The 25,856-nt window shown below is 63.0% G+C and carries 26 protein-coding genes; 19 read left to right on the top strand and 7 right to left on the bottom strand.

The features are described 5' to 3' along the window. Positions 1-13 precede the first annotated feature (13 nt). The 7 genes from ACEN84_RS26830 to ACEN84_RS26860 all read left to right on the top strand — a co-directional run bounded on the left by ACEN84_RS26830 (position 14) and on the right by ACEN84_RS26860 (position 4,392). Positions 14-166 (top strand): hypothetical protein, encoded by a 153-nt coding sequence (locus tag ACEN84_RS26830; RefSeq protein ID WP_165402710.1) that lies wholly within the window; start codon positions 14-16, stop codon positions 164-166. Positions 167-197: 31 nt separating this feature from the next. Further along, complete coding sequence (gene rpsU / locus ACEN84_RS26835; protein WP_112711239.1) at positions 198-431, top strand: 30S ribosomal protein S21; 234 nt, start codon at positions 198-200, stop codon at positions 429-431. Between the two features lie 56 nt (positions 432-487). Next, complete coding sequence (locus tag ACEN84_RS26840; RefSeq protein ID WP_112711238.1) at positions 488-682, top strand: hypothetical protein; 195 nt, start codon at positions 488-490, stop codon at positions 680-682. A 158-nt stretch (positions 683-840) separates the two neighbouring features. Continuing rightward, positions 841-987, top strand: a complete 147-nt coding sequence (locus ACEN84_RS26845) for a DUF1127 domain-containing protein (protein ID WP_112711237.1) — start codon at positions 841-843, stop codon at positions 985-987. Positions 988-1,216: 229 nt separating this feature from the next. Continuing rightward, complete coding sequence (locus tag ACEN84_RS26850; RefSeq protein WP_413712308.1) at positions 1,217-2,239, top strand: LLM class flavin-dependent oxidoreductase; 1,023 nt, start codon at positions 1,217-1,219, stop codon at positions 2,237-2,239. Between the two features lie 117 nt (positions 2,240-2,356). Further along, the gene (locus ACEN84_RS26855; RefSeq protein ID WP_203430547.1) at positions 2,357-3,760 is read left to right on the top strand and encodes a PLP-dependent aminotransferase family protein; all 1,404 of its coding nucleotides are present in this window, start codon (positions 2,357-2,359) and stop codon (positions 3,758-3,760) included. A 239-nt stretch (positions 3,761-3,999) separates the two neighbouring features. Beyond that, positions 4,000-4,392, top strand: coding sequence for a DUF983 domain-containing protein (locus tag ACEN84_RS26860; RefSeq protein ID WP_112711335.1), 393 nt, complete (start codon positions 4,000-4,002; stop codon positions 4,390-4,392). A 77-nt stretch (positions 4,393-4,469) separates the two neighbouring features. Here ACEN84_RS26860 and ACEN84_RS26865 read toward each other — a convergent pair whose 3' ends face one another. Then, positions 4,470-5,615, bottom strand: coding sequence for a M24 family metallopeptidase (locus ACEN84_RS26865; protein ID WP_413712309.1), 1,146 nt, complete (start codon positions 5,613-5,615; stop codon positions 4,470-4,472). Positions 5,616-5,742: 127 nt separating this feature from the next. Next, positions 5,743-6,270 (bottom strand): PAS domain-containing protein, encoded by a 528-nt coding sequence (locus ACEN84_RS26870; protein WP_413712310.1) that lies wholly within the window; start codon positions 6,268-6,270, stop codon positions 5,743-5,745. A gap of 187 nt (positions 6,271-6,457) precedes the next feature. Between ACEN84_RS26870 and ACEN84_RS26875 the strand changes: the two genes are divergently transcribed. The 5 genes from ACEN84_RS26875 to ACEN84_RS26895 all read left to right on the top strand — a co-directional run bounded on the left by ACEN84_RS26875 (position 6,458) and on the right by ACEN84_RS26895 (position 11,455). Next, positions 6,458-6,862 (top strand): carboxymuconolactone decarboxylase family protein, encoded by a 405-nt coding sequence (locus ACEN84_RS26875; RefSeq protein WP_413712311.1) that lies wholly within the window; start codon positions 6,458-6,460, stop codon positions 6,860-6,862. A 163-nt stretch (positions 6,863-7,025) separates the two neighbouring features. Next, positions 7,026-8,177 (top strand): VWA domain-containing protein, encoded by a 1,152-nt coding sequence (locus tag ACEN84_RS26880; RefSeq protein ID WP_413712312.1) that lies wholly within the window; start codon positions 7,026-7,028, stop codon positions 8,175-8,177. Between the two features lie 177 nt (positions 8,178-8,354). After that, positions 8,355-9,251 (top strand): fructose bisphosphate aldolase, encoded by an 897-nt coding sequence (locus ACEN84_RS26885; protein WP_130281643.1) that lies wholly within the window; start codon positions 8,355-8,357, stop codon positions 9,249-9,251. 124 nt (positions 9,252-9,375) lie between these two features. Continuing rightward, positions 9,376-10,044, top strand: coding sequence for a response regulator (locus tag ACEN84_RS26890; RefSeq protein ID WP_413712313.1), 669 nt, complete (start codon positions 9,376-9,378; stop codon positions 10,042-10,044). Position 10,045: 1 nt separating this feature from the next. Further along, positions 10,046-11,455 (top strand): sensor histidine kinase, encoded by a 1,410-nt coding sequence (locus ACEN84_RS26895; protein ID WP_413712314.1) that lies wholly within the window; start codon positions 10,046-10,048, stop codon positions 11,453-11,455. Between the two features lie 56 nt (positions 11,456-11,511). Here the strand turns inward: ACEN84_RS26895 and ACEN84_RS26900 are convergent, their stop codons facing one another. From ACEN84_RS26900 to ACEN84_RS26910, 3 genes are all read right to left on the bottom strand, one after another. Next, positions 11,512-12,393 (bottom strand): ABC transporter permease, encoded by an 882-nt coding sequence (locus ACEN84_RS26900; RefSeq protein ID WP_112711222.1) that lies wholly within the window; start codon positions 12,391-12,393, stop codon positions 11,512-11,514. Positions 12,394-12,404: 11 nt separating this feature from the next. Beyond that, positions 12,405-13,223, bottom strand: a complete 819-nt coding sequence (locus ACEN84_RS26905) for an ABC transporter ATP-binding protein (protein ID WP_112711221.1) — start codon at positions 13,221-13,223, stop codon at positions 12,405-12,407. 91 nt (positions 13,224-13,314) lie between these two features. After that, complete coding sequence (locus ACEN84_RS26910; protein ID WP_112711220.1) at positions 13,315-14,328, bottom strand: ABC transporter substrate-binding protein; 1,014 nt, start codon at positions 14,326-14,328, stop codon at positions 13,315-13,317. Positions 14,329-14,631: 303 nt separating this feature from the next. Here ACEN84_RS26910 and ACEN84_RS26915 point away from each other — a divergent pair, with 303 nt between their 5' ends. The 5 genes from ACEN84_RS26915 to ACEN84_RS26935 are packed head-to-tail and all read left to right on the top strand — an operon-like array spanning position 14,632 to position 19,679. Then, positions 14,632-16,212, top strand: coding sequence for an ABC transporter substrate-binding protein (locus tag ACEN84_RS26915; RefSeq protein ID WP_413712315.1), 1,581 nt, complete (start codon positions 14,632-14,634; stop codon positions 16,210-16,212). Further along, on the top strand, positions 16,213-17,295 hold the full coding sequence (locus ACEN84_RS26920; protein WP_413712316.1) for an ABC transporter permease: 1,083 nt from the start codon (positions 16,213-16,215) through the stop codon (positions 17,293-17,295). After that, positions 17,292-18,149 carry an ABC transporter permease gene (locus tag ACEN84_RS26925; protein ID WP_413712317.1) on the top strand — a complete coding sequence of 286 codons (858 nt, stop codon included), beginning with the start codon at positions 17,292-17,294 and terminating at the stop codon, positions 18,147-18,149. The genes ACEN84_RS26920 and ACEN84_RS26925 overlap by 4 nt, the downstream gene beginning before the upstream one ends. After that, complete coding sequence (locus tag ACEN84_RS26930) at positions 18,142-18,966, top strand: ATP-binding cassette domain-containing protein (RefSeq protein ID WP_413712318.1); 825 nt, start codon at positions 18,142-18,144, stop codon at positions 18,964-18,966. Before ACEN84_RS26925 ends, ACEN84_RS26930 begins: the two co-directional genes overlap by 8 nt. Beyond that, positions 18,963-19,679 carry an ABC transporter ATP-binding protein gene (locus ACEN84_RS26935; protein ID WP_413712319.1) on the top strand — a complete coding sequence of 239 codons (717 nt, stop codon included), beginning with the start codon at positions 18,963-18,965 and terminating at the stop codon, positions 19,677-19,679. Before ACEN84_RS26930 ends, ACEN84_RS26935 begins: the two co-directional genes overlap by 4 nt. Positions 19,680-19,736: 57 nt before the next feature. On the opposite strand, the gene putA is transcribed toward ACEN84_RS26935, so the two are convergent. Next, positions 19,737-23,438, bottom strand: coding sequence for a trifunctional transcriptional regulator/proline dehydrogenase/L-glutamate gamma-semialdehyde dehydrogenase (gene putA, locus ACEN84_RS26940; RefSeq protein ID WP_413712320.1), 3,702 nt, complete (start codon positions 23,436-23,438; stop codon positions 19,737-19,739). A 175-nt stretch (positions 23,439-23,613) separates the two neighbouring features. On the opposite strand from putA, the gene ACEN84_RS26945 reads away from it, so the two are divergent. Next, entirely contained in the window at positions 23,614-24,099 is a 486-nt protein-coding gene (locus ACEN84_RS26945) for an Lrp/AsnC family transcriptional regulator (RefSeq protein ID WP_112711213.1), read from the top strand. 57 nt (positions 24,100-24,156) lie between these two features. On the opposite strand, the gene ACEN84_RS26950 is transcribed toward ACEN84_RS26945, so the two are convergent. Beyond that, a complete protein-coding gene (locus ACEN84_RS26950; RefSeq protein ID WP_413712321.1) occupies positions 24,157-25,074 on the bottom strand; it encodes a bestrophin family protein in 918 nt (305 codons plus the stop codon). A gap of 289 nt (positions 25,075-25,363) precedes the next feature. Here ACEN84_RS26950 and msrB point away from each other — a divergent pair, with 289 nt between their 5' ends. After that, positions 25,364-25,852, top strand: a complete 489-nt coding sequence (gene msrB, locus ACEN84_RS26955) for a peptide-methionine (R)-S-oxide reductase MsrB (protein WP_413712322.1) — start codon at positions 25,364-25,366, stop codon at positions 25,850-25,852. The last annotated feature ends 4 nt before the right edge of the window (positions 25,853-25,856 follow it).

Here is a 25,856-nt window from a genome sequence, read left to right on the forward strand (position 1 = left end):
CCAAGGATGACATTTGAACAAGACGAATACCGCGATTGCGCCTGCCGCGGCAGCGCCGCGCGAGCGCGACGAGGCCGTGAAGCGGCCCGACAAGAACTGGAAGCCCTATCCCTGCCTGCTGACGCGCCGGGAGCTGAAGGCGATCATCGCCAAACAGCTGGGCTGAGACATCAACCGCCAACGATAAGGAGAACACCATGCAGGTCATTGTCAGAGACAACAATGTGGAACAGGCAATCCGCGTCCTCAAGAAGAAGATGCAGAAAGAAGGCCTGTTTCGCGAGATGAAGGAACGCCGCGCCTACGAAAAGCCGTCCGAACGGCGGGTGCGCGAGCGGGCGCAGGCCGTCGCCCGCGTGCGCAAGGCGGCGAGGAAGAAGCTGCAGCGCGAAGGGCTGTTGCCCACGAAGCGCCGCGCTTCGGCACGGTAACGATCCAGGGGCCGCCGGCAGATGCGCCGGCGGCCGGGACATGAAAGGGTTGTGCGATGGAAGAACTGTTCAGCATGAATGTCTCGGATGAGAGGCTCGAGGACTGCCGCGAGGTGGTGGAGCCGGATCTCCAGGATTTGATCCGCTCGACGATTGCCTCCGGCTTTAGCGCCGAAGAGGTGCTGATCGCGATCAGCGAGCTCGTTGCCGAGGACTTTGCCCTCGTGGTGAAGACGCCGAGTGTCCATTAATTGCCCGCCATATGGGCAAGCTATGCAATTTACGCATTGCTGATTGGATGTCTTTGCGCTGCAAATCCGAGGCGGCTCATATTATATACATCTCATCGAAGCGAACGGAGCGCCGATTGGGGCAGCAGGGTTCGCAAAGCCCAAGGAAGGGGACCAAGATGAACATTGCACGCTCTTTCAATAACTGGCGCAAGTACCGTCAGACCGTTGCTGAACTCGGCCGCATGTCGAACCGCGAACTCAGCGACCTCGGCATCGGCCGCAGCGAAATCCAGTCGGTCGCACGCGCTGCTTCCGGCCGCTAAACGGCCGGCGAAAGCCGAATAAAATCCCATACGAAACGCCGGTTCATGCGAGCCGGCGTTTTTGTTTTAGGCGCATGGGAGCGTCCCGCTTGGCGCATAGCGGGACTGCGCTGCTCGCAACACGCATTTTCCGGTGCCGTGGCGACACTCTGTTCAATCCGCCGCGGCTATACCGGGCGGCGCTCCCGTGCGAATAAGCCGGCAACGAAACATTGCAATTGGTGACACCATGAAAAAGATTGGCTTTCTCTCCTTCGGCCACTGGTCGCCCTCTCCGCAATCGCAGACCCGCTCGGCCGGCGATACGCTGCTGCAGTCGATCGATCTCGCCGTTGCCGCCGAAGAGCTCGGCGCCGATGGTGCCTATTTCCGCGTCCATCACTTCGCACGCCAGCTGGCTTCGCCTTTCCCGCTGCTCGCAGCCGTCGGCGCCAGGACGAAGAGCATCGAGATCGGCACGGCCGTTATCGACATGCGCTACGAGAACCCGCTCTATATGGCGGAAGATGCCGGTTCGGCCGATCTGATCGCCGGCGGTCGCCTGCAGCTCGGCATCAGCCGCGGTTCGCCGGAGCAGGTGATCGATGGTTATCGCTATTTCGGCTACGCGCCCGCCGAGGGCGAGAGCGACGCCGATATGGGCCGCCGCCATACCGAAGTTTTCCTCGATGTGCTCAGGGGCGAAGGCTTTGCCGAGCCCAATCCGCGGCCGATGTTTCCGAACCCGCCCGGCAAGCTGCGCCTCGAGCCGCATTCGGAAGGTCTGCTTGAGCGCATCTGGTGGGGATCGAGCTCTAATGCCACTTCGGTCTGGGCAGCCAAGCTCGGCATGAACCTGCAGAGCTCGACGCTGAAGACGGATGAGAGCGGCAAGCCCTTCCATGTCCAGCAGGCCGAGCAGATCCGCATCTATCGCGAGGCCTGGAAGGAAGCCGGTCACAAGCGGGAACCACGCGTCTCCGTCAGCCGCAGCATCTTCGCGCTGATGAACGACATGGACCGCGCCTATTTCGGCGCAAGCGGCCAGAGCCAGGACCAGATCGGCTATATCGACCCGCAGACCCAGGCGATCTTCGGCCGTTCCTATGCCGCAGAGCCCGACAAGCTGATCGAACAGCTGCGCAAGGACGAGGCGATCGCCGAGGCCGACACGCTGCTGCTCACCGTGCCGAACCAGCTCGGGGTCGCCTACAACGCGCATGTGATCGAGAGCATCCTGAAGCATGTCGCCCCGGCGCTCGGCTGGCGGTAATCGGGAAATTGTGCGCGGCCGATGTTGCGACAATGTTTCTGCGTGACATCGGGCGGCGCAACAATATACAGTCAATGCCGAACGGATTTTCCGTTCAATCACGCATTGATGGACCCTATGAAAGACTGGCATCCCGACCTCAGCCGTTCCTCCAGCCCTCGCTATATGGCGATCGCCGATTTGATCGAGATGGATCTGCGAAGCGGCGTGCTTGCGGTCGGCGACCGGCTGCCGCCGCAGCGTGAGCTTGCGCGCAGGCTCAATATCGATTTCACCACGGTCGCCCGCGGCTACGTCGAGGCGCAGAAGCGCGGGCTGGTCGGCTCGCATGTCGGGCGCGGCACCTTCATCACCGGCGGTCAGGACAAGGAGCGCCGCGGCTTTGCTTCCGACGCAGCGCCCGATCCGCGCCGCGCTTCCGTCGTCGACTTCTCGATGAACCTGCCGCCCGAGCCCGATGATCCCGAGCTGCTCGACCGCATGCGCGAGGGCATGTCGGCGGTTGCCACCAATCTCATTCCGCTGCTGCGCTATCAGGGCTTCGGTGGTTCCGGCATGGACAAGGAGGCGGCCGCCGCCTGGCTCAGCCGCCGTGGCCTCGTGCCGTCGCAGGAGCGTATCTTCGTCACCCCCGGCGCTCACCCGGCGCTGCTGGCAATCTTCGGCTTGCTGGCGCGGCCGGGCGATACGGTTCTCTCCGAAAACATCACCTATCCCGGTATGCGCTCGATCGCGGCACAGCTGCGGCTCAATCTTTCCGGTCTGCCGATGGACGACGAGGGCATTCTGCCGGATGCGCTGGCCGATGCCTGCGAGCGGCTGAAGCCGAAGGCGCTCTATCTCAATCCGACGCTGCAGAACCCGCTGACGCTGACCATTCCGGAGCGCCGGCGCGAGGAAATCGCGGCCGTTGCCCGCAAGTATCATGTGCCGATCGTCGAGGATGACGCCTATGGTTTCATTCCGCTGCATGGCCCGCCGCCGCTCGCTGCCATCGCGCCCGACCTGACCTGGCATATCGGCGGCCTGGCGAAATGCATTGGCGCCGGGCTGCGGCTTGCCTTCGTCGTGGCGCCCGATACCAAGGCGATCTGGCCCTTCGTCAGCGCCATGCGCACCAATAATGTCATGGCTTCGCCACTCAATCTGGCGCTGGCAACGCGCTGGATCGAGGACGGCACGGCCGACACCATCCTCCGCTTCATCCGCGCCGAGGCGGCCGCCCGCCAGCAGATGGTGGCCGGCATTTTGCCGGAGGGAAGCTACAGGGCCGATCCGATCAGCTTCAATATCTGGCTGCCGCTGACCAATGGCTGGACCCGCTCGACCTTCGGCAGCCATATGCGCAGTTCCGGCATCGGCGTCGTCGCCAGCGATGTCTTCACCGTCGATGGTGCAGCCGCCGAAGCCGTTCGCGTCTGCGTTGGCGGCCCGATCAGCCGCGAGCGGCTGCGGGGTGCGCTGGATTTCATGGCGCATGCGCTCGAGGGGCCGCCTGAGATGACCGCGTCCTTCTTCTGACGCTTCATTTGATCGACTTTGATGAAGGCGGGCCGTTGTGCCCGCTTTTTGCGTTTGCCGGCGCTATCGTTAAGCGCCGGGGACGCGCGGAAGGGCTCCATTAATCCTCTTCCCACAATCCTGCGGCATTGTGACTAATAGACTAGCAATCCGCGTTCAATGTAATTATATTGTATGCATACATTTAGAGGCATTGAATGCATTTAAGGATGCCTCGCAACCCGAAAAGCGAGACTGCCGTGGATACCGATTATCCTCCTCTTCCTCCCATGCAGACCGGCGTACGCGGCCGTTGTCCGCGTTGCGGGCAGGGGCACATGTTCAATGGCTTCCTGACGCTGAAAACCGAATGCGAGGCCTGCGGCCTGGACTACTCCTTCGCCGACCCGGCGGATGGCCCGGCCTTCTTCGTCATCTGCTTTGCCTGCGTGCCGAGCGTGCTGCTCGGTGTCTGGCTCGAAGTCGCCTTCTCGGCGCCGCTCTGGGTTCAGTTCCTGGTCACCGGCCCGTTCATGGCGCTCACCTGCATTCCGCCGCTGAGGCCTCTGAAGGGGTGGCTGGTTGCCAGCCAGTATTTCTACAAGGCCGAAGAGGGCAAGCTTGCCCGAAGAGAAGCGCATCCGGCTGGCTGATACAGGCTTTGCCAAAATGAAATGGCCTGCGCGGGTATCCCGTGCAGGCCATTTTGCATTTGCTGCTTCGTCAGCGATCAGACCGAGACAGGGTCCTTCGCCGGCTTCGTGAACCAGTTGGCGCCGGTTTCGCTCATGTAGATATGGTCTTCGAGGCGAACGCCGAACTGGCCGGGGAAGACCACCATCGGTTCGTTCGAGAAGCACATGCCCGCTGCAAGCGGCGTCTTGTTGCCGCGCACGATAAACGGACCCTCGTGGATTTCCAGGCCAAGGCCGTGGCCGGCGCGATGCGGCAGACCGGGCAGGCGATAGTCCGGGCCGAGGCCGTGGCTGCCAAAGGTTTCGCGGGCGGCGGCATCGAGTGTTTCGCAAGCGGCGCCGAGCTTGGCCCCATCGAAAACGGCCTGCTGCCCGGCGCGCTCGATCGTCCAGGCGCGCTCGAATTCGGCATTGCCGCCATCAAGCATATATGTGCGGGTCAGGTCCGAGTGATAGCCGTCGAGACGGCAGCCGGTATCGACCAGAATGACATCGCCCTTCTGCAGGATCTGCTCGCCATCGGCGCCATGCGGCAGCGCCGTGGCACCGCCGAAGGAGACGATGCAGAAGCTCGAGCCGTTATCGGCTCCGGCGGCGCGATGCTGCTGGTCGATATAGCGGATCACTTCGGAAGCGGCGATGCCCGGCTGCAGCATGCCGCGCACCTTGGCGTGGATGTCGAGCGTGAGGCCCATTGCGTATTTGATGAGCGCAATCTCGGTCTCCGACTTGATCAGCCGAAGGCCGTTGATGAGCGGGCCGCCATCCACCAGCCGCGCCGGATCCATGACCTTCGAGCAGGCGTGGTAGAAGGCAAGCGGCAGCGCATCGTCGAGTGCAAGCAGGCCTTTGGCACCGGCGAGCGATGCGACCAGCGCCGACGGGCTTTCCTCTTCCTGCCATACGGCGATCTCGCCCGGCAGGTGCGGCAGGGTCTCGACGCGGCTGAGTTCGAAGCCTGGAACGATATAGGTGAGCTTGTCGTCCGTGACGACGGCGCCGAGCAGGCGCTCGCTCAGGTGCCAGACAAGGCCGGTGAAATAGCGCAGGCTCTCGGTCGGGCCAAGCAGGGTGGCGGCGATGCCCTGTTCGCGCATGCGGCGGCGCAGGCTTTCAAGGCGCTCGGCGCGCTCGGTTTCGGTAATGGCGGCGACCGGGTGGTTCCATCCCTGCTGCATCATGATGCTTATCCATTCTCATTCGAACCGCCGGCGACACCCGCCGACGCAGGGCCGAAGAGATGCATCCGATTGCCATCGAAGGGAAGTGGTATTTTTCGCCTGTCGCGCGATCAGCTCCAGCGCCGCCTCAGTGCATGGCTTCCGTCGCCCGCAGCGGGTGGCCGAATTCTCTCAGCGCCAGCTCCAGATGGCGCACCATATCCCATTGGCCGCATTGGCGGGCGAGGTGATAGGCCTGCAGGCAGTGCCAGAAGAGGCTGTCCTGCGGCGCGCGCTCATCCGCCTTCGGGCAGACGATACCGGCATAATGCGACGGCGTACCGGCGGCGTCACGGAAGCAGCGGCCGAAGGCCGAGACACTTGCGCGCGTGCCGTCGGGGCGCAGGATGTCGTAGTCCTGCTGATAGGCCGCGCCGGTAACGATCGCCTCGTGGATTGCCTGCGCGATGCGCGGCTTGTCGGCCGCATCGATGCGGTCGAGGAAGTGAATGATCGGCTGTCCCGACTGGGCGACCTCGGCATCGAAACCGAACAGGGCTGCCAATGTCGTATCGGCATAGACGGTGTCGGTGCCGAGATCCCAGGTGAAGACGCCAGCCTCCGCCAAATCGGCGGCAGAACCGATATCCGCTGATCCGCTTTGGGCGAGGGACATTTGCGCTCTCTAAATTAGATTCGTTCTGATTTTCAGTGTCATATGCACACCGATAGAGGTATCGCAAGATTTCGGGATGGCCGGTCCGTCAGGTGGGCCCCGGGGCAGGCGAAGAATTCGCGCCGCCCGGCTGCATGCCGCGGAAAATCATGTAGGCTCACGGTTCTTGATCACGAAAGGAACCGCAATGGCCACCGTCAAGCTCCTCACCGATGCCGAAGTCGAAGCAAATCCCGCTGCCAAGGCGGTGTTCGACGACATCAGAGCCACCCGCAAGTCAGATTTCGTCAACAACTTCTGGCGCGGCCTCGCCAACGATCCCGCCCTTCTGAAGCGGACCTGGGAAGGGGTGAAGACGGTAATGTCGGCCGAAGGCGCGCTCGACCCGCTGACGCGTGAGATGATCTACATCGCCGTCTCGGCGGCAAACAGCTGCTCCTACTGCGTCCACTCGCATACCGCAGCGGCAAAGGCGCGGGGGATGACCGAGGCCCAGCATGCCGAACTGCTCTCGGTGATCGCGCTTGCGGGGCAGAACAACCACCTGCTGACGGCCATGCAGATTCCCATCGATGATGCGTTTCTCGTCTAGGCGGCGTGGCGCCCTCTGGACGGTCCGCACTGCCTTTACCAACTGGAAAGCATTGTAATTCTTAAGGATATTTCCGAAATCTCCGTCCGTCTCCCGTCAATTGAAGGCCGATCTTAATTAGCGGCGGGAGATGCTGGCCGAAACAAAAGCGGCGGGGGCCAGGATGTTCAAGCGTAGAATTCGTGCATTCGTCAGTGATATCGGCGGTAATTTCGGGATCATGACGGCGGTGCTGATGCCGGTTCTGATCGGATCGGCGGGCGTCGCCGTCGATTTCTCCAATATGCTGCTGACGAAGCAAAACCTGCAGAACTACGCCGATGGCGCGGCCCTCGCGGCCTCTTCGGCGCTGGCCTCGAACGGCATCACCGAGGCGCAGGCGAAATCGCTGGCGACGGACTATTTGAAGGGCCAGATGACAGGCGAGGGCCTGGCTGTCTCGCCGCAGATCACCGTCTCGACGGTCACCGGCGTCAACAACAGCAAAACCTATACCGTCGATCTTGCCTTCGATCTTTCCATGGCGCTGTCGCCGATGATGAGTGTCTTCAACCAGCAGACTGCGAAGATCTCCATCAGCAGCCGGTCCACCTCGTCGCGCGGCGCAAGCAATTCGCTGTCGATGTATCTGGTGCTCGACCGCTCGGGCTCGATGCAGACGAGCACGACCTCGATCAAGTCGACGACGCAGCCCTGCCACTATTACTACATGCCGAATGCCAGCACGATCAAAGACGGCGGCAGCAAGACGCCCTGCTACTATCAGCGCATCGAGGCGCTGAAGCTGGCGGCAGACACGCTGTTCAGCACCTTTGCGACCGCCGACCCGAGCGCCGGCCTGATCCGCACCGGAGCCGTGTCCTACAATTCCGCAAAGCAGACCGAGACGCCGCTCGCCTGGGGCTGGTCGGCAACCGACAATTATATCGACGCGCTGACCCCGACCGGAGGCACGAGCTCGACTGGTGCCTTCAAGGTGGCGCTCGATGCGCTGAACTCGACCAGTGAAGACACGATCCACAAGAACAAGAACGGCCTGACGCCGAACAAGGCGATCGTCTTCATGACCGACGGCGAAAACTCCTCGTCGTCCGACGACACGACGACGCTGACCCACTGCGCCACGGCAAAGAGCAAGGGGATCACCGTCTATACGGTTGCCTTCAGCGCCTCCGACCAGGGTAAGAACCTGCTGTCGAAATGCGCGACATCTGCGGCGACTTTCTTCTACGCCGAGAACGCTACCGACCTAACGGCGGCCTTCAAAACCATCGGCCAGGTGGCCGCAACAGGTCTGCCGCGCCTGACACAATAATTTGCTCCATACGCCCGTCTTGAGCCGGGCTCAGCCTGCTCCATTTTTAGCTCCGGCCGCCTTCGCAAGAAGGTGGCCGTTTGTGCAGGAATGTGAGACGTTGCTTTTGCGCCGGGCGGCTGCCCGGTTCGATGCCGTCTTCTGAAACGCGCGAGTTGCAGCGCAATGGGGAAAATAATGGCTGATGCAAAAATGATGTCTCAGATGGCTGACAAAGCGGGTTTCATCGCAGCGCTCGACCAGAGCGGCGGCTCGACGCCGGGGGCTTTGCGCCTCTATGGCATCGCCGATAGCGATTACAGCGGCGAAGACGAAATGTTCCGGCTGATGCACGAGATGCGCGTGCGCATCATGACGGCGCCGGCATTTTCCGGCGACAAGGTGATCGGCGCGATCCTCTTCGAAAAGACTATGGATGGCGAGGCTAAAGGTAAGCCGGTGCCGACATTCCTCTGGGAAGAGCGCGGTGTCGTGCCGTTCCTCAAGGTCGACAAGGGGCTGGCGGCCGAGGTCAATGGCGTCCAGGTGCTGAAGCCGATGCCGGAGCTCGACGGGCTGCTGGAGCGGGCGGTCAAGAAGGGCATCTTCGGCACCAAGATGCGCTCGGTCATCGCCGAGGCGAACCGGGCGGGCATTGCCGCCGTCGTGCATCAGCAGTTCACGGTCGGTCAGCGCATCCTCGAGCACGGTCTCGTGCCGATCATCGAGCCTGAAGTCTCCATCAAGAGCCCGACCAAGCGCGAGGCGGAGGTAATCCTGCGCGAGGAAATCCTGCGCGAGCTCGATGCGCTGCCGGCAGGCAAGAAGGTGATGCTGAAGCTTACGCTTCCGAGTGTCGCCGATTTCTACAAGCCGCTCAGCGACCACAAGTCGGTCATCCGCGTTGTGGCGCTCTCCGGCGGCTACACGCGCGCCGATGCCTGCGACAAGCTCAGCCATAACCACGGCATGATCGCCAGCTTCTCACGCGCGCTGACCGAAGACCTGCGGGTGACGATGGCGGATGCTGAATTCGACACCAGCCTCGGCAAGACGATCGACGAGATCTATACCGCGAGCACCACAAAGTCCTGAGCGGGTAGCGAGGTCAGCGGGCTCCTTCCGGGAGCCCGCGTCCCCTGCGAAAACGCGAGCTTTTCTCCCGCGCAGCAAGGCCGGACGCTTTCTTTCCGGCTCCCGGAAATGATATAGCTAGCGCATGAAAATCCTCATCGTCGAAGACAACAGAGAGCTGGCCGACTGGCTCGCAAAGGCTCTCCGCCAGGCGCAATATGCAGTCGACATAGCCTTCGATGGCGAGGATGCCGAATTGATGCTCAAGGTGGCGAGCTATTCGGCGGTGATCCTCGATCTCTCGATCCCGAAAGTCGATGGTATGACGCTTCTGAAGCGGCTCCGGCAGAGCGGCGAGCGGGTTCCAGTTATCATCCTGACGGCCAATGCCAGCCTCGACGGCCGCGTCGCCGGCCTGGATGGCGGTGCCGACGATTATCTCGCCAAGCCCTTCGAGATTGCCGAGCTGGAGGCGCGCATCAGGGCGATCGTCCGGCGCGGGCAGGATCGTGCGGCGCCCGAGGTGGTGGTCGGCGATCTCACCTTTGCAGGCGCGACGCGGCAATTTTCTATCAATGGCGAGCCGCTCGCCCTGACGCCCAGGGAACATGCTGTTCTCGAGCATCTGATCACCCGGGTAGGAACGACGGTGTCGAAGGCGGCGCTGTCGGAAAGCGTCTTCGGTTTCGATGACGAGGCGGACCCGAGCGCCATCGAGATCTACGTCCACCGGCTGCGGAAGAAACTTGAGACGAGCTCTGCCCAGATCGCGACGCTGCGCGGGCTTGGATATCTGCTGCGGGACGCGTCCTAGGATGAGCCGTCTGCGGAATGCGCTGACGGGTGTGTGGAGCTTGCGGCAAAGCCTGCGCGCCCAGCTTCTGGCCTGGGTGGTGCTGACGCTCGTCGGGGCAATCTGCTTCAATCTCTATGACAGCTACCGGACGGCCGACCAGACCGCGAAGCTGGTCTCCGACCGTACGCTGCTGAGTTCGGCGCGGGTGATCGCCGAAGCGGTGCGGGTCGATGAGGGCGGCAATATCGAAGCGGATATTCCGCCTGCGGCGCTCGAGATGTTCGATACCGGCTATGGCGATCAGGTCTTCTATCAGGTGATCACCGCCTGGGGAAACCTGGTCAGCGGCTTTCCCGATCTGCCGCTGCCGACCGTCGATCGCACCGGCCAGGACGTGACGTTCCGCAACTCGACGGTTCGGGCGCTGACGCTCAATCACCCGGTCGTCGGCCTGCCTGACGATGGCGATATCTCGGTCACCGTGGCGATCACCCACAACAGCCAATATGCGCTGCGCCGGCGGCTGTGGCTCGACGATTTTAGCAAGCAGTTCATTCTCGTGCTGCTCGCAGGCGCGGTCACCATCATTGGCCTTCAGCGGGGACTGGCACCGGCACTGCGCCTGCGCGATGCCGTGCGCGCCCGCGGGCGCGAGCGGCTCGATCCGTTGTCGCCGGCCATGGTCCAGACAGAGTTCCAGCCGCTCGTGCGGGCGCTGAACGATCACATGGAGCGCGTCCAGAACCAGATGGCGGCGCAGCGGCGCTTCGTGTCGAATGCTGCGCATCAGCTCAGGACGCCGCTGGCGCTGATGTCGACGCAGGCGAGCGTGGCAGCGCGCGAGACGGATGAGATGAAGCGCGACGAGGCGCTGCAGGCGTTGCGCAGCAGCACGCGTCATATGTCCCGCCTGGCAAGTCAGCTTCTGACGCTGTCGCGTGCCGAGCCCGGAAGCCGGAGGCCGCGCAGCGATACGATCGATCTTTCCACTGCTGCCCGCGATATCGTCGCAGCCCATGCGGAGCAGGCCCTGCAGCGCGATATCGATCTCGGCCTGGAGGTTTCAGGCCCCGTGCCGGTGGAAGGCGACGGCACGATGCTGCGGGAAATGCTCGTCAATCTCGTCGACAATGCGATCCGCTATACCCGCCGCGGCGGCCGGGTGACGGTTTCGGTGAGCAGGGCAGGGGATCTTGCCGTTCTCGATGTCGAGGACAACGGTCCCGGCATTCCGGCCGATGAGCGCGAACAGGTGTTCGAGCGCTTCTACCGGGTGCTCGGCACCGAAGGCGAAGGCAGCGGCCTGGGACTGGCAATCGTCCGCGAGGTTGTCGACGGTGCCGGCGGCACGGTTGACCTTTCTCAGGCCGATGGCGGCGGTCTCGTCGTCAGCGTCCGGCTTCCGATCGTGGCTGCGGGATCGGCATGAAAAAAAGGCCGGATCTTGCGATCCGGCCTTCCGAAGCCTTGGGAGGATGGCCTCTTTTATTGTACGTCCATCTGCTGCTGCGGCCGCCACTTGGCGAGGCGGTTCTCGATGATTGTCATGATGTATTCGGCAACGAGCGTCACCACCATGACCAGCAGGATCGCTGCGAACATGCCGGCAGCATCGAAGGTGCCCTTGGCAATCGAGATCAGCTGACCGATGCCGAAGCGGGCGCCGACGAACTCGCCGACGATGGCGCCGATGATCGCAAAGCCGAACGACACGTGAAGGCTGGCGAAGATCCAGCTCATCGCCGAGGGAATGACGACGGTGCGGGTCACCTGCCAGTCGGAGGCGCCGAGAATGCGGGCATTGGCGATCATGTTGCGGTCGGCTTCGCGCACACCCTGGAAGGCGTTGGCGAAGACCACGAAGAACACCATGATGAAGGCGAGCGCTACCTTGGAGGGAAGGCCGAGACCCATGATCATGATGAAGATCGGCGCGAGAACGACGCGCGGGATCGAGTTGATCGCCTTGATATAGACCGAGAAGATATCCGAGAGGAAACGATTGCGGCCAAGGCCGATGCCGACGAAGACGCCGGTGATCGAGCCGGCGAAGAAGCCGATCAGCGCCTCTTCCATGGTGACCCACAGATTGTACCAGAGCGAGCCTTCGGTCGTGCCCTCGGTCGCCCATTCGTAGAGGCGCTCGATGACGCCGCTCGGGCTCGAGTAGAAGAACGGATCGATCCACTGCATGTTGGAGGACAGCTCCCACATGCCGATGACGAAGACGAGGATGGCGATCTGCCAGAAGCGGACAAGCGCGGTGCGCCGCTTCATCGCCTTCATCGCGGATGCCTCGATTTCCGCATCCGAAGTTCCCGGGCGAAACAGCGCAGCGGAGCCCGCGCCCATTGTCGTATCAGTCATTGTCCCCTCCCTCAGGCCGCTTCGCTTGCGCGGCGGTAGCTGGTTTCCACCTCTTCGCGCAGGTCGTCCCAGATGGTCTTGCAATAGTCGATGAAGTTCTGCTCGTAGCGGATCTCGGACACCACGCGCGGCCGCGGCAGATCGATCGTGTAGACCGACTTCACCGTCGCCGGGCCCGCCGTCAGCACATAGACCTTGTCGGCGAGAGCCACGGCTTCCTCGAGGTCGTGGGTGACGAAGATCACCGAAGCCTTGCGCTCGGCCCAGAGCTTCAGCAGCTCTTCATGCATGACGGTGCGGGTCTGGACGTCGAGCGCCGAGAAGGGCTCGTCCATCAGCAGGATTTCCGGTTCGTTGATGAAGGTCTGCGCCAGCGAGACGCGCTTGCGCATGCCGCCCGAAAGCTGGTGCGGATAGTGATGCAGGAATTTCGACAGGCCGACGCGGGCCAGCCAGTCCTTGGCGCTCTTTTCGGCTTCCGCCTTCGACTTGCCGCGAAACAGCGGCCCGGCCATCACGTTGTCGATGACGTTCTTCCAGGGGAAGAGCGCATCGGTCTGGAATGCAAAGCCGACGCGGCGGTCGATGCCGGTGATCGGGCCGCCCATCAGGCGAACCTCGCCGGCGCTCGGCCGGGCAAGCCCGGTCACGAGGTTGAGCGTCGTCGACTTGCCGCATCCCGTCGGGCCGACGACGGCAACGAACTCGCCGCGTTCGACGGTCATGTTGAAGTCGCGGAGAGCGGTGAGGGACTTGCCGGTCGGCGAGACAAAGCGGCGGCTGACATTGATCAGCTCCACCGCAGGCGTCTTCATGTTTTCCTGCTGCATGGCGATACCTATGCGTGCCTCTGCGGGCGTGCACGCAGTGCCCATAGCGCGCTGCGCTCCCGCCATCCGGCGGGAGCCGTCGCGACAGAAGTTACTTCGCGTTCTTGACGAACTCGGTCGTGTAGGTCTTGGAGAGGTCGATCTGCTTGCCCTTTACGTTCTTCGAGAACTCGGACAGCACGGCCAGAACCGTCTTCGGACCATCTTCCGGCATCACGCCATCCGGCGTGAACATGCCTTTGCCTTCTTCAAGCGCCTTGATGTACCCATCCTTGTCGCCGACGTAGAAATCCTTCGGCATCTTGTCGGCGATTTCGGCCGCAGAATGCGTGTTGATGAATTTCAGCGTCTTCACGAAGGCGTTGGCGAGCTTCTGGGTTTCTTCCTTGTGCTCGTCCACCCAGGAGCTTTCGAGATAGAGCGAGGCTGCCGGATAGGTGCCGCCGAGCGCCTGGCGGGTCGCATCGACCGTACGCATGTCGACGAGAACCTTGGCTTCGCCGGTCTTCAGCATGCGCGAGATGGTGGGCTCGGTGGTCATGCCGGCCTGGATCTGATCCTGCTGCATGGCGGCGATGAAGGTGCCGCCGGCACCGACCGGAACCGTCACGACGTCGCCCGGCTGCAGGCCGGCCTTGGATGCCATGAAGAGGGTGAGGAAATTGGTCGAGGAGCCGAGGCCGGTGACGCCGAGGCTCTTGCCCTTGAAGTCGGCCGGCGACTTGATCTCGGGATGCTTGGTGGAAACGAGTTCCACTTCGCCCGGCGCCTGGCTGAACTGCACGATGGATTCGACGAACTTGCCCTTGGCCTGCAGGTCGACACAGTGATCGTAGAAGCCGACGACGCCCTGAACGGCGCCGGCCAGCAGCTGGTTTTCGGCATCGACGCCTGCGGCTTCGTTCAGAAGCTCGACATCGAGGCCTTCATCCTTGAAGTAGCCGAGGCTCTCGGCAAGCTTGGCGGGCAGATAGATCTGCTTTTCGTAGCCACCGACCATGATGGTGATCTTATCGGCAGCATGTGCGGCGGATGCGCCAAGCGATGCGGCGGTGACGACGGCAGAAAGGGCGATTCCATTGAATAGATTGCGTGTGAAACGCATGAAGGTCTCCTCCGGGATAAAATGGGCGCATCGCATTTCGCCACGAACATTGTGCCTCCTCCACGATGCGGCCTTGTAGGTATCCGGTCGAAGCTTTCAACCAGCTTTCAGTTGCAGAACCCGTTCGGCTGTTTCTGTGGAGCGCCGGATTTCGGCTTTCTCAGGGAATTTTTTTCTCACTTCACCGTGATAATCGCAACGATCGGGCCTGATGAAAGGTGAGGCTGCGCAGTAAGTTGCACTTGTTAGCGTGCGGCGCTCTGCCGGGTCCAACGCGCATATAAATATAATCAGGAGACGAAAATGTTGCTGCAATCTTGGCGGGGAGCGCTTCTTGGCGCCGCATTCAGCCTTGCGCTCGGCCCGCTTGCCGCCCACGCCGAAACCCCGAACGACACGCTCGTCGTTGCCCAGTCGATCGATGACGCGACGAGCTTCGATCCGGCCGAAGGTTTCGAGCTGACGACGGTGCAGTCCTTCAACAACCTCTACCAGCGCCTCGTGCAGTCCAACCGCGACGATGGCACGAAGATCGAGCCGGCGCTCGCCGCCTCCTGGGAAGCCGGCAGCGATGGCAAGAGCCTGACCTTTGCGCTCGCCGATGCAAAATTCGCCTCCGGCAATCCGGTTCGTCCTGAAGATGTGGTCTTCTCGCTGACGCGCGCCGTCAAGCTCAACAAGTCTCCGGCCTTCATCCTCAACGAACTCGGCTGGAAGCCCGAGACCGTCGACAGCGCCGTGACCAAGGTGGACGACAAGCATGTGAAGCTAACCTGGAGCGCCGATGTCGGTGCCGGTTTTGCGCTCTCGCTGCTGACCGCCCCGATCGCCTCCGTCGTCGACGAGCAGACGGTTTCGGCCAATGCCAAGGACAACGACTTCGGTAATGGCTGGCTGAAGACCAACTCGGCCGGCAGCGGCGCCTTCTCGATCGCTGCCTACACGCCGCATGAAGCCCTCGTGCTGCAGGCGAATGCCAATTCGTCGGACAAGCCGAAGCTCGAAAACGTCATCATCCGCAACGTGCCTGACGTCGGCGCCCGCCGTCTGCTCGTCGAGCAGGGTGATGCCGATATCGCCCGTGGTCTCTCTGCGGACCAGATCGAAGCGCTGAAGGACAAGAGCGGCATCAAGGTTCTCTCGGTTCCTTCGGCCCGCACCGATTATATCCTGCTCAACACCAAGGCGAACCCGACGCTCGGCAATCCGGCCTTCTGGGAGGCGGCACGCTATCTCGTCGATTATGACGGTATCGCCAAGAACCTCCTGCGCGGCCAGAGCAGCGTCCACCAGTCCTTCCTTCCGGTCGGCTTTCCGGGCGCCCTGACGGATACGCCGTTCAAGCTCGACCCTGAGAAGGCGAAGAAGATCCTGGCCGACGCCGGCATCAAGACGCCGTTCAAGATCGAATTCATCGTCTTCAACGATCAGCCCTATCTCTCGATCGCGCAGTCGCTTCAGTCGACCTTTGCGCAAGCCGGTATCACGCTCGACATCCAGCCGGGCGTGGCGAGCGACATCTATGCCCGTGGCCGCTCCGGCAAGTTCGAGATGACGTTGCGCTACTGGATCCCGGATTATTTCGATCCGCATTCCAACGCCAGCGCCTTCGCGATCAACAAGGACAACTCGACCAACACGGCGGCGAAATATGCCGGCTGGGTTATCCCGGACCTGACGGACGAGACGCTCTCTGCCGTCAAGGAACAGGATCCGGCCAAGCGCATCGCGCTCTATCAGGATCTGCAGAAGAAGATCCAGGCGAGCTCGCCCTTCATCTTTACGCTTCAAGGCAACGATCCGGTCGTGCTAAGCGACAAGGTGAAGAACTATGCGCAGGGTCTGAACGCAGACCAGGTCTATTACGACAAGGTAGAAAAATAAGTGCCGCAAACGGCAACGAACAATAATGCCGGCATGACCGACTCCCGTCAGCGAAACAGCTGGCGGGAGTTGTCTTTCATCTGGCCTCTTTTCAAGTGGTTCTGGTCATTCGCGCTGACCCTGTTCGGCCTGGCGCTGGTGACGTTCGCGATGACGCGGCTTTCGCCGATCGACCCGGCGCTGCAGCTCGTCGGCGATCACGCAAGCAAGTCCACCTACGAGCAGGCGCGCGTCGAGCTCGGGCTCGATCAGCCATTGCCGTTGCAGTTCCTGCGCTATGTCGAGACGGCGCTATCGGGCAATTTCGGGCAGTCGATCTCCACGGGCCAACCCGTCGCCAAGGATATCGCCCGCACTTTTCCCGCAACCATCGAGCTCGCCACCGCAGCGATCGTTATCGGCGCGATCGTCGGTCTGTCGCTCGGCATCGCCGCCGCGATGCGGCAGAGGACATGGGTGGACAGTCTGGCGCGCTTCGTTTCGCTCTTCGGCTATTCCGTGCCGATTTTCTGGCTCGGGCTGCTGATGCTGCTCCTGTTCTATGCCCGGCTGCATTGGGCGCCGGGACCCGGCCGGGCCGACGTCGTCTTTCAATTCACGGTCAAGCCGGTTACCGGCTTTGCGCTGGTCGATAGCTGGATGTCGGGCAAGGCGGGCGCCTTCCGCGATGCGCTGGCGCATCTCGTGCTGCCTGCGACCGTGCTTGCCTTCCATGCGCTTGCCGCCATTTCGCGCCTGACGCGCGCGGCCGTGCTCACCGAACTCGGGCAGGAATATGCGACGACGGCGCGTGCCAAGGGCGCGAGCCTGCGCCGCATCGTCTTCGTCCATATCCTTCCCAATATTTCAGGGACGCTGCTGACGGTGATCGCGCTTTCCTATGCCAGCCTTCTCGAAGGCGCGGTGCTGACCGAAACCGTCTTTGCCTGGCCCGGTATCGGCCGCTATCTGACGACGGCGATGTTTTCCGGCGACATGCCGGCTATTCTCGGCGCCACGCTGATCGTCGGCGCCTCCTTCGTGCTGCTCAACGCGCTGACCGATCTCGGCGTCGCACGGCTGGAAGCAGGGAAGAGACGATGAGCGAGGCCGTTCAGCCGCCGCTCGGCGGATCCGTCTTTCTGCAACTTCTCCTGCGCTCGCCTGCCGCTGCCGTGGGATGCGTGGTCGTTACCGTCATCCTCGCGCTGGCGCTCTTCGCGCCCTGGATCGCGCCCTACGATCCGAACTTGCAGGAAACGGCCAATCGGCTGATGCCGCCGGATGCGGCCCATTGGCTGGGCACCGACGGTTTCGGCCGGGATATTCTCTCACGCATCATCTACGGCGCGCGCCCGACGCTGCTGCTCGTCCTCGTCGTCGTGCTGCTGATGGCGCCGCTTGGGATACTCGTCGGCATTCTCGCGGGCTTCTTCGGCGGCATCACCGAGCGCGTGCTGATGCGGCTGACCGATATCGTCATGTCCTTCCCGCGCCTGCTGCTTGCCTTTGCCTTCGTCGCGATCATGGGGCCCGGGCTGATCAACGGGGCGCTGGCTCTGGCGCTGACGAGCTGGCCCGCCTATGCGCGGCAGGCTCGGGTCGAGACGGCAGCGCTGAGACGCAGCGACTATCTGGCCGCCGCCGAAATGGTCGGCATTCGCGGCATCAGGCTGCTCTGGGGGCATATCCTGCCGCTCGTGTTGCCTTCGGCGATCATCCGCCTGGCGCTCGATCTTTCGGGCATCATCCTTGCCGCCGCGGGCCTCGGCTTCCTTGGCCTCGGCGTGCGTCCGCCGACGGCGGAATGGGGCTCGATGGTTTCGGAGGGCACGCAGGTGATCTTCGACCAGTGGTGGGTGGCCGCCGTTCCCGGCATTGCCATCCTGATCACGTCCTTCGCCTTCAATCTGCTGGCCGACGGCCTGCGCGACATTCTGGATCCCCGCCATGACTGATCCCTTGCTTCAGGTCGAGGATCTGTCGATCTCCTTTCCATCGGCAAACGGACCGGTGCGGATCGTCGACGGCGTATCCTTCTCGGTAGGCCGCGAGGTCGTGGCGCTCGTCGGAGAATCCGGCTCCGGCAAATCGATGACCGGCCGCGCCATCATGGGCCTGCTGCCCTCACGGGCAAAGGTCGCGGCCGTGCGCCTCTCCTTCGACAGGCAGGATCTGACGGCCCTCCCCGAAAAGGGATGGGACAGCCTGCGCGGCAGCGGCATGGGGCTGATCCTGCAGGACCCGAAATACTCGCTGAACCCGGCACACAGGATCGGCCGCCAGGTGGAGGAAGCCCTGCTTCTTCACACCAAGCTCTCGGCCGCCGAGCGCCGGGAGCGGGCGCTCGACATGCTCGACAAGGTCGGCCTGCCGGATGTCAGCCGCATCTATTCCAGCTATCCGGCGGCGCTGTCCGGTGGCATGGGGCAGCGCGTGATGATTGCCGCGATGCTGATCAACCGCCCGAAGCTCCTGATCGCCGACGAGCCGACCTCCGCGCTCGATCGCGGGCTGCAGGATCAGATTCTCACGCTGCTGCGCTCGCTGAGCGAGGAGCTTGGCATGGGCCTGCTGCTGATCAGCCACGACCTGCAGCAGGTGTCGCGCTACGCCGATCGTGTGATGGTGATGCGCCGCGGGAAGATCGACGAACAGATGGTGTCGGCCGATCTCGCAAATGCCAAGTCGGACTATACGCGTGCCCTCTGGGCTGCCCGTCCGTCGGCCGCGACTTACGGAACGAGATTGCCGGTCTATGGAGAGCAGCCATGAGCGCGCTGTCCGTCACCAATCTCTCCGTAACCTTTCAGGGGCGCGACAAGGGCTTCACCGCGGTGCGGGATGTCAGCTTCGATGTCGGCGCGGGCGAGACCTTCGGGCTGATCGGGCCATCGGGTTGCGGCAAGACGACAGTGCTTCGCGCCATCGCCGGTCTCAACACCAACTGGCAGGGCTCGATTGCCGTTTCCGGTGAGCCGCTACAGCCAGGACGGAAGATCACCGGAGCGCTACGCGCCAGCATCCAGATGGTGTTTCAGGATCCCTATTCCTCGCTCCATCCGCGCCATCGCATCGCCCGCATTCTCGGTGAGCCGCTGTCGCTGCGTGGCGAACGCGATGTGGAGGGTCAGGTGCGGATCGCGCTTGAGCGGGTCGGTCTTCCGGCAGCCGTCGCAGGCCGCTATCCGCATCAGCTTTCCGGCGGTCAGCGCCAGCGCGTGGCAATCGCCCGGGCGCTGCTCCTGAAGCCGAAGCTGCTGCTGCTCGACGAGCCAACTTCGGCGCTCGACGTTTCCGTACAGGCCGGAATTCTCAATCTGCTGAACGATCTCAAGGCATCCGAGGGCATGACATTCGTCCTCGTCAGCCACGATCCCGGCGTTGTCGCGCATATGTGCGACCGCGCCGTCGTCATGGATGCCGGGCGTATTGCCCGCTCGATGGACCGGGCGCAGATCGCCGCTTCCTGGGCGGTTGCCGGGTAGCTTTCAATATGGATTGCGCCGGGGCGGCTAGCCGCCCCGGCGCCATTGTGCTGACGATCAGCCGATCGTCATCAGGCTGGCATTGCCGCCGGCCGCAGCCGTGTTGATCGATGTCGAGACTTCCTCGACCAGCCAGTTCAGGCAATAGGCCTCGATATCGCTCTCGATCTCCGCCGTCGTTGCCGACTGCACCAGAACCAGAGGGCCGTCGAGCGCGGCGATCGCTTTGTTGACCGTGAGAATCCGCTCGGCATCGCCTTCGACGAGAGCCGAGGCGAAGGGGCCATCCTTGTTCCAGTCCGAGGTCCAGCTGATACGATGCGCGACGCTGGCCGGCAGGTCTTTCAGCGTTTGGCGAAGGCCCGAAACTTCGTCGATGACGAGTTGGTTGCCGGTCGCGAGACCCGCGGCGATCTGCCGGTAAAGCCCGCGTTCGCTGGACGGGGCGAGAAGCACGCGGCCGCGCGGATGGAGGGCGTAGAGATTGCGCTCGCCGACCGGGCCGACGAGCTCCTTCTGCAGGCCGACGGCCGAGAGGCTGCCGAGCTCGCGCGCAGCTTCGGCATCGTCCGCCTTGCCCTTGCCCGAAAGCCAGACGGCGAAATCGGCAAGCGCCGGATCGGTGTGGACCGAGCTGTGCTGCGGCGGCACCGGTGCCTTCTGCACGAGGCGGCCGATATAAAGCGGACCGCCCGCCTTCGGACCTGTGCCTGAAAGGCCGCGCCCGCCGAAGGGCTGGACGCCGACGACGGCGCCGATGATGTTGCGGTTCACATAGAGATTGCCTGCCTGCACCCGGCTCGTCACATGCGCGATCGTCTCGTCGAGGCGCGTGTGCAGGCCGAAGGTCAGGCCATAGCCGGAGCCGTTGATATCGTCGATGAGACGGTCGAGATCGGCGCGGCGATAGCGGATGATGTGAAGCACCGGTCCGAACACTTCCTTCTCGAGATCGGAGAGCTTCTTCAGTTCGATGATCGTCGGCGGCACGAAGGTGCCGAGGTTGGCCGTCTCGGGAAGCGGCAGCTGCTCGACCTTGCAGCCGAGCGCCTTCATCTTCTCGATATGGCCGTCGATACCGGCCTTCGCCGTCGCTGTGATGACTGGGCCAACATCGACGCTCAACCGGTCGGTGCGGCCGATCGACAGCTCCTGCAATGCGCCCTTCAGCATGGTCAGCGTGCGGTCGGCAATATCGTCCTGCAGGCAGAGGACGCGAAGCGCCGAGCAGCGCTGTCCGGCGCTGTCGAAGGCCGAGGCGATAACGTCGCCGACGACCTGCTCGGCGAGAGCCGAGGAATCGACGATCATGCCGTTCTGGCCACCGGTTTCGGCAATCAGCGGGATCGGCTTGCCCGAGTTCGAAAGCCGGTTTGCGAGCTGCGCCTGGATGAGGCGGGCAACGCCGGTAGAGCCTGTGAACATGACACCAGCCGTTTCCGGTGCGTCGATCAGTGCGGCACCGAGCGGGCCGTCGCCGGGCGTGAACTGCAGGGCATGACGGGGGATACCTGCTTCGTGCAGGATCTTGACGCTTTCGAAAGCGACGATCGGCGTGACGCCGGCCGGCTTTGCGATGACCGAGTTACCCGCGACGAGGGCCGCGGCGACCTGCCCGGTGAAGATCGCCAGCGGGAAGTTCCACGGGCTGATGCAGACGATCGGGCCGAGCGGGGCGTGCGAGGGGCCGAGCGTGCGACGGGCCTGCTCGGCGTAATAGCGAAGGAAGTCGATCGCTTCACGCACTTCGCCGATCGAATTCGCCGCCGACTTGCCGGCTTCCCGCATGATCACGCCCATCAGCGTTTCGATGCGCGACTGCATGATATCGGCTGCGCGATCGAGGCAGGCTGCGCGATCGGCCGGAGAGACCTGGGCCCATTCGGTGGCGCCGATCGCCGCAAGCTTGGCGATCTTCGCAACGGCCGCCGGTTCGACCTCGGTCACCTCGCCGACGGCATCGCCGTGATCGGCAGGGTTCAGGATCGGGCGCGTCACACCCTGCGTGTCGCCGTCCGCCAGAAGCGGCAAGGCATGCCAGGTCATCCCGACGGTCTTCGACAGGTTGCCGCCCAGGCGCGCCAGTTCCGCCTCATTCGCCAGATCGATACCGGCGGAATTACGACGTTCCGCGCCGTAGAGATCGTCGGGCAGGGAGATCAGATCATGCGGCTTGCCGGGCGGCGTCATCGCCTCGACGAGGTCGACCGGATCCGCCGTCAGGTCGTCGACCGAGACCTTCGGGTCGGAAATGCGGTTGACGAAGGAGGAGTTTGCGCCGTTTTCGAGAAGGCGGCGGACCAGATAGGCGAGCAGCGTTTCATGCGTGCCGACAGGTGCATAGATGCGGCAGGGGCGGTCGAGCTTGTCCTTGCCGACGACTTCGTCATACAGCGGTTCGCCCATGCCATGCAGGCACTGGAACTCGTATTTGCCGACCTGGAAGTCATTGCCGGCCAGATGATAGATCGTTGCCAGCGTCTGGGCGTTATGCGTCGCAAATTGCGGGAAGACCGCATCGGTGGCCGCAAGCAGCTTGCGGGCGCAGGCGACATAGGCGACGTCGGTGTGGATCTTGCGCGTATAGACCGGGAAATCCGAGAGGCCATCGAGCTGTGAGCGCTTGATCTCGGCATCCCAATAGGCGCCCTTCACCAGACGCACCATCATCCGGCGGCCGGAGCGGCGCGACAGGTCGATGATATAGTCGATCACGAAGGGGCAGCGCTTGCCATATCCCTGGACGACGAAGCCAAGGCCGTTCCAGCCCTTCAGCGCCGGATCGAAGCTGAGCTCTTCCAGGAGGTCGAGCGAGAGCTCCAGGCGGTCCGCTTCCTCGGCGTCGATGTTGAGGCCGATATCATATGTGCGGGCGAGCAGCGCCAGCTTCTGGACGCGGGGAAGCAGTTCTTCCATGACACGCTTCGACTGTGCGCGCACATAGCGCGGATGCAGCGCCGAGAGCTTGATGGAGATGCCGGGGCCTTCATAGATGCCGCGGCCGGCGGCGGCCTTGCCGATGGCGTTGATGGCGTTCTCATAGTCGCGATAGTAGCGCTCGGCATCCTTCGCCGTGGTCGCGGCTTCGCCCAGCATGTCGTAGGAATAGCGGAAGCCGCGGGCCTCCAGCGGGCGGGCGCGCTTCAGCGCCTCGTCGATGGTCTCGCCGGTGACGAACTGCTCACCCATCATGCGCATTGCCATATCGACGCCGCGGCGGATTACCGGTTCGCCGCAGCGGGCGATCAGACGGGTGAGCGCCGCCGCCAGGCTGCGGTCGTTGACCGTGGAAGTCAGCTTGCCGGTGACGACGAGGCCCCAGGTCGCGGCATTGACGAACAGCGAGCGACCGCCGCCGACGTGGGACTTCCAGTCGCCTTCGGAAATCTTGTCGCGGATCAGCGCATCGCGGGTCGCGGTATCGGGAATGCGCAGCAGCGCTTCCGCAAGGCACATGAGGGCGACGCCCTCCTGGCTCGACAGCGAATATTCCTGAACCAGTCCTTCGACGCCCGTGCCCTTATGCTTGGCGCGCAGCGCCTCGATCAGCTTGCGTGCCGTGCCGCGGATCGTCGTCTTCAGATCGTCGGGAACCTTGGCGGCCGCGACCAGCGGCGGCAGGCATTCGGTCTCCGGTCGCCGGTAGGCCGCGGTGATCGCCTCGCGAAGCTCCGACTGCTCGCGGATCGGCGGGGCAAACTGGGCAAAGGGCGAATTCGGGTTCGATCCGGAGGCGTTGTCGGCGACGTCTTTGAGCATGGAAGGTCCTAGCGGCGAAGGTTGTTGAACGTCCAAAAGCCGGCGCCTTCGGGCTTCTCCAAAGCCCTCTGTCACCAGCAAGCGCAGCATAACATGACCGCTTCCGGTCGATCTAACTTGCTTTCGGCATCATCCAGTGGCAATCGTCTATTCTAGTTCCATTCGAGAAGGCGTCATGACTAGAGAAGCGGCAAATTTTAGTGAACTTGACCAGTTCGACAAGAAGATACTGGAGGCCCTCTCGGAAGACGGCCGAATGTCCATCACGGACCTTGCTGCCCGCGTCGGCCTGTCGAATACACCCTGCCAGATTCGCTTCAAGCGCTTGCTGGCGGAAGGCTATATCGAAGGTTTCAGGGCGGTGCTCAATCCTGCCAAGATGGAACTCGATCACGTTGCCTTTGTCGAGGTCAAACTCTCGAATACCACCGAAGGCGCGCTGAAGAGCTTCAACGATGCGGTCAAGAAGATCAAGGAGGTCGAGCAGTGCCACATGATCGCAGGCCGCTTCGACTATCTGCTGAAGGTCCGCACCCGCGACATCGCCAAATACCGCCGTGTCCTCGGCGAAAAGATCTCGACGCTGCCGCATGTCGCGAGCACATCGACCAACCCGGCCATGGAAACCGTCAAGGACGGCTGGGACCAAACTCACCTGTGATCGGCTCTGCGGGCTGCCTGCCGGCAACCGGCGGCAGATTGCGCGGGGCCCCAGCCTTCAAAGCAGGATCGAGTTTACCGGCTTCGGCAGTTCTGGCAGGTCCTTTTCGCCGAGTGCTTCGCGCAGCGAAAGCTCGATGGCCTTGGCGATTGCGGCGATCGGCAGGTCGTTCGGCAGGGTGCCGAAGGGTTCTTCGAGCTCTTCGCTCAGCGCATCCAAGCCAAAGAACGTGTAGGCGACGACGCCGGCGGCGAGGGGTGTGACGTAACCGAGCACGTCGGCGAAGCCGAAGGGCAGCATGAAGCAGAAGAGATAGGCTGTGCGGTGGAGCAGCAGCATGTAGCCGAAGGGCACCGGCGTGTTGCGCAGCCGCTCGCAGGCGGTCAGCACGCCGTTCATTTCGCTGACGGTGCGGTCGAGCAGCGTGAATTCGATATCGCTGATCCGCCCGGCATGGTGCTCGGCGGCGAGCAGGCCGCCCATCAGCCGCAGCAGATAATCCGGCTTGTTTCGCTGCTTGCTAAGTTCTGCGGCCTCGTCGGTGGTCAGCCTTGTCGAGCCGGCCGGTTCCGCGCTGGTACGCAGGTGGCGCACGAGCTCTGCGGCGAATTCGATATTCAGATTGAGAAGATGCTGGCGCAGCTTGCTGCCGCCCTTGCTCCCGGCGAGCAGCAGACTCTGCCTGGCGAAATCGCGGCTGACGGCAAGGAGGTGGCCCCAGAGCTTGCGGGCCTCCCACCAGCGGTCGTAGCAGGCGCTGTTGCGAAAGCCGAGAAACACCGACAGCGAAATGCCGATCAGCGCGAAGGGGGCGCCGATCACGGAGGGAATGATGCCCGGGTCGTTGTTGTGTCCCCAGACGATCACCGCCGACAGCAGCATGACTGCCAGGACCTGCGGATAGATGCGCTCGATCACCGATCCCCGGAAGATGAAGAACAGGACGAGGAAACTTGGCTTGTCACGAACAATCATCGGCGGATCGGGTCCAACACGGGGTCTGGTGATTTCCCCTACGACGCGCTTTTCCGTCTCGCAAGGGACAAAAGGGCGCGGCCGCGCGACTGCTCGCGCTTCGAAAAACATGCGCAGGCGCCGTTGGTTCACATTTTGGTGTGATCACCGCGACGTGTGTAACAAACGGCAGGCTTCTCACGTAGATGCAGGCGGCGCTATATTCAGAAAAATATAGCGTGATGGAATAAGGACGCCCTCCAGCGTGTCTTATGTCTCGTTTGGCAGACCAGGTGAGGAGACTGAAACCATGGTCAGAAGACGTCATGTTCTTTTTGGCGCCGGGCTTGGTGCCCTTGCGCTCCGCTTCGGCTTTTCGGCCCGGCCGGCCGAAGCCGCCCAAGATTTTCCGCTGACCCATACGGATGCCGAGTGGCGGAAGCTGCTCACTGCCGACCAGTATCAGGTCCTCCGCAAGGAGGGGACGGAATATCCGTTCACCAGCCCGCTTCTCAACGAGCATGGGAAAGGCAAGTTCGCCTGTGCCGGCTGTGATCAGGATGCGTTCTCGTCGGATACGAAATTCGAGAGCGGAACCGGCTGGCCGAGCTTCTGGGCGCCGCTCGACGGCGCGGTCGGCACGACGAGAGACAGCTCGATGGGCATGATCCGCACCGAGGTTCACTGCAGCCGTTGCGGCGGCCATCTCGGCCATGTCTTCGAAGACGGACCGAAGCCGACCGGGCTGCGCTACTGCATGAATGGCGTCGCCATGACATTCCATAGGGCTTCGGCCTGATCGA

The sequence above is a fragment of the Rhizobium sp. Rhizsp82 genome, assembly GCF_047325115.1.
Taxonomy (GTDB): Bacteria; Pseudomonadota; Alphaproteobacteria; order Rhizobiales; family Rhizobiaceae; genus Rhizobium.